This is a genomic window from Frisingicoccus sp., assembly GCA_016298055.1.
Taxonomy (GTDB): Bacteria; Bacillota; Clostridia; order Lachnospirales; family Lachnospiraceae; genus Frisingicoccus.
In genome coordinates this window covers 1-2,998 of the sequence record JAEDDO010000210.1, presented here as the reverse complement: position 1 = coordinate 2,998, position 2,998 = coordinate 1, and the positions used below count along the sequence as shown (strand labels likewise).

At 40.2% G+C, this 2,998-nt stretch carries 3 protein-coding genes and 1 pseudogene; all 4 read right to left on the bottom strand.

Features of this window, described 5'->3' with window-relative positions; genetic code table 11:
* Nucleotides 1-163, bottom strand: a pseudogene (locus QZZ35_RS11665) (tRNA 2-thiocytidine(32) synthetase TtcA); the annotation flags it as partial.
* A 171-nt stretch (nt 164-334) separates the two neighbouring features.
* The gene (locus QZZ35_RS10645; protein WP_291237383.1) at nt 335-1,258 is read right to left on the bottom strand and encodes an RluA family pseudouridine synthase; all 924 of its coding nucleotides are present in this window, start codon (nt 1,256-1,258) and stop codon (nt 335-337) included.
* Complete coding sequence (lspA, locus tag QZZ35_RS10640) at nt 1,251-1,757, bottom strand: signal peptidase II (protein WP_291237382.1); 507 nt, start codon at nt 1,755-1,757, stop codon at nt 1,251-1,253. Before lspA ends, QZZ35_RS10645 begins: the two co-directional genes overlap by 8 nt.
* Nucleotides 1,754-2,836, bottom strand: a complete 1,083-nt coding sequence (gene aroB, locus QZZ35_RS10635) for a 3-dehydroquinate synthase (protein ID WP_291237381.1) — start codon at nt 2,834-2,836, stop codon at nt 1,754-1,756. Before aroB ends, lspA begins: the two co-directional genes overlap by 4 nt.
* Nucleotides 2,837-2,998 lie beyond the last annotated feature (162 nt).

Sequence of the window (2,998 nt, the reverse complement as noted above, 5' to 3'; positions counted from 1 at the left end):
CAAAAGGATTTGGATAAAAACGTTTCAGTCCGTGTAAAGCATAAAGTAAAGTCAGGCTGTCCTTGCCTCCGGATATGCCGATGGCAATTTTATCACCGGGTTGGATCATCTGGTAAGTATCGACAGCTTTGCGGGTATAACTTAAGAGTTGTTGTAATTTCATAAATATAAGACCTTTCTGGTAAAAATTATAAAAAAATACAGTGGCTGCTCAAATAGCATGCTTTATGGAAAAGCAGCTTTAGAATATCATATTTTTCGCTTTTTTGCAATAACTTTTCGGAAAAGCTGTGTTTAGCGAATAGTTAAAGACCGCTCTAAAAGGACTGCTCTTTCAATGAACAGTCCCTTTATTTCTCAGTTTTTCTAAAATTAATTGAAAATACTCCGGCAAGTCTGTTTCAAATTCCATATATTCATTTGTTGATGGATGAATGAAACCAAATACTTTTGCGTGAAGCATCTGACCATCTGTTTTAAATGGCTGTTTTGCCGGACCATAGACCGGATCACCGACCAGAGGATGTCCGATGGATGCCATGTGCACACGGATCTGATGGGTTCGTCCGGTTTCAAGTTCACATTGTATATAGGTATATTGTCCAAATCTTTCCAGAACTTTATAATGTGTCACCGCATGTTTACCGTTTTTGTGGTTTATCGCCATTTTCTTTCGATCCACCGGATGACGTCCGATCGGTGCATCGACCGTTCCTGTATCGTCTGTTACATTATTCCAGACAAGTGCGTGATATCGCCGTGTAATGCTGTGAACTTTCAGTTGTTCAGCGATACAGTTATGGGCTTTATCGTTTTTGCATATGATCAGTATACCTGTTGTATCCTTGTCAATTCGATGGACGATTCCCGGGCGCATAACACCGTTAATGGATGATAAAGAATCTTTACAGTGATAAAGTAAAGCATTCACAAGTGTTCCTGTAACATGGCCGGCACTCGGATGAACGACCATATCCTTTGGCTTATTGACAAGGAGCACATCTGAATCTTCATACAAGATATCCAGAGGGATATTCTCAGCCTCGATATCAAGGCTTACAGGCTCAGGAAGGACGATTTCCACCCACTCCCCTTCTTTTACCTTATAATTGGATTTTACGACCTTAGAATCGACGGTGACAAGCTCATCTTTAATGAGTTTCTGTATATAGGAACGAGATGTGTCAGCCATTCGTTCACTTATAAAACGGTCAATACGCATATTGTTTGCATCGGTATCGACGAACCAGCTATTCATGGCTCTCTCCTTTTTTTAAACGAAGAAAATCAAAGTCAGAATCTTCTTTATAGACGAGGAATGAAACGAGGATCAGTAAACCGGCTGCAATAACCACATACATATCGGCCACATTGAATATAGGAAAATCAATGAGTTCGAAGTATATAAAGTCGACCACATATCTTCGGAAAACACGGTCAATAAAGTTTCCGATGGCCCCGGATATGACAAGTACAGAGACAAGACGCAGCCATATATATTTTCTGGTATCCGGTATTCGGGCATAGATATGCAAAACTACCGCAAGTATGATGATGGTAGATAGGATCAAAACAGGAATCTGTCCCTGCATGATCCCCCATACAGCACCTCTGTTCTCGTGATAGGTAAAAGAAAGAACACCCGGGATCAGAGGAATAGATGAAACAGGTTTTACGTGAAGAAGAACCATGTATTTTGTCCACTGATCAATTAAAATAAGAATAAAGGCTCCGAAAAAAGCTTTTAAATATTTCATAAACAAGCGTCCACTCCTTTTAAGATTTCTTCATCGGACACTTCGCGGTCAATATAGGCATTTCCGATGGTTTCCAGAAGAATGAATTTTACTCTTCCGCCATCCATCTTTTTATCGGATTTTGTGGCCGAAAGTACATCTTCCGGTAAAACTCCGGATACAGTGACAGGCAGACGAAAATCTATAAATGTCTGGCGTATATCCTCAAAAATTTCTTTAGAAATAAGACCTTTATTCATGGACACGGCTGCCGCAGCCACACTTCCGAGAGCGACACATTCACCGTGGAGCCATTGAAAGTCTTTTAGTTTTTCAACAGCATGGCCGATCGTGTGACCAAAGTTTAAAAGGGCCCGTTCACCCTGTTCTTTCGGATCACGTTCAACAACACCGCCTTTAACCAGACAGCTTTCGTAGATCATATGCTCCAGAGTCGGATAATCTCTTGAGATGATCGAAGACACATTGTCTTTGATCCAGAGATAATAAGCCTCATTTTTGATCAATCCATGCTTGATGACTTCCGACATACCTGCACAGAGCTGGCGATCATCCAATGTTTTTAACGTATTCAGATTCATATAGACAAGCGCAGGCTGATGAAAAGCCCCCACCATATTTTTATATTGCTGGAAGTCAACACCTGTCTTGCCTCCGATGCTGCTGTCTACCTGTGATAAAAGTGTTGTCGGAAGCTGAATAAAGGCAATGCCTCTCAAAAAAGTAGCTGCGGCATATCCGGCCATGTCTCCGGTGACACCGCCTCCGAGGGCGATAATATAATCTTTTCTGTCAAATTTTTCAATAATGAGTTTTTCATATATTTTTTCAATGACAGAAAGATTTTTATTGGCTTCTCCGGCTTCGAAAATGAAAGAAACAACTTTAGAGCATAAAGGACGGCATATTCCTTCAATTTCGTTCAGATATAAAGGTGCCACATTGCTGTCAGTAACGATGCAGACTTTTCGGCCTGAGACACTGATGGATGCAAGTTTTTGTGCCAGATGTGCATATGAATCATCCAGACATATGTCATATATTTTTTTGTTTTCATATTTAATTTCTATTGTTTTCAAATAAGGTCACACTTCTTTCGTCTTTATTAAATATAGAAAGAGCCTGTCAGACAGCTTTGGCCTGTACAGACTCTCAAAGGCTTTTAACCCGGCATCTTTTATGAAATTAGTCAAAGATGCTTGCGATATCTTTAATCATCGTATCATCTTCCATAGATACGG